Annotated in this window: 2 rRNA genes; both read left to right on the top strand. The window is 48.0% G+C overall.

Going from position 1 to position 833, the window contains the following annotated elements:
• A 16S ribosomal RNA gene (locus AAV90_RS05940) occupies positions 1 to 272 on the top strand; the annotation flags it as partial.
• Between the two features lie 374 nt (positions 273 to 646).
• A 23S ribosomal RNA gene (locus AAV90_RS05935) occupies positions 647 to 833 on the top strand; the annotation flags it as partial.

The following is an 833-nucleotide window of genomic DNA, read 5'->3' as shown; positions in this document are numbered from 1 at the left end:
GCGTTCCCGGGCCTTGTACACACCGCCCGTCACACCACGAAAGTCGGCAACACCCGAAGCCAGTGAGCTAACTGAACGGAAGTCAGAGGTCAGAAGTAAGAAGTCAGAGATTAGTGAAGAAATTGGCAATACCAATTTCAACCAAAGATCCGACCTCCTACATCCGATTTCCGACTTCTGTTCAGAGGCAGCTGTCGAAGGTGGGGTTGGTGATTGGGGTGAAGTCGTAACAAGGTATCCGTACCGGAAGGTGCGGATGGATCACCTCCTTTCTAAGGAGAAACGAAGCAGAAACAGGAAGGCAAGTCAGGATAATTGGGGAAATTCAATTAAATTCTGACCTCTGACCACCGACATCTGACTTCTATTCCTATTGGTCGATCACTCTTGTTCTCTTGTTCGTTTTATATAATAAGTGAGGAGTAAGGCGTAAGGGTAAGAACCTGACACCGAAGCAAGAAATCCTCATAGAAGAAAGACAGTAGTAGGGAAAAAGAAACCCAACTAAAATGTTCTTTGAAAACTGCAGACATGAAGAAACGAAGTAGGAACAATTCACTAGAGACTCAAGAGTGACACCACTTAAACGAGCGACTAGAGAAGAGTTCTCTCGCGAGAACCAGCTTTGCGCAAGCAAAGCCAAGATGGTCAAGATACAAAGGGCGTATGGTGGATGCCTTGGTACCAGGAGGCGAAGAAGGACGCGGCCAGCGGCGAAACGCCACGGGGAGTTGCAAGCAAACCTAGATCCGTGGATATCCGAATGGGGGAACCCAATAGAGGCAAACCTCTATTATCCCTGCCTGAATATATAGGGCAGGCGAAGCCAGACC

It is taken from the genome of Syntrophomonas zehnderi OL-4, from assembly GCF_000983115.1.
GTDB classification, from domain to species: Bacteria; Bacillota; Syntrophomonadia; order Syntrophomonadales; family Syntrophomonadaceae; genus Syntrophomonas_B; species Syntrophomonas_B zehnderi.
The sequence above is the reverse complement of the archived record's forward strand: the minus strand, read 5'-3'. Positions and strand labels throughout refer to the sequence as shown.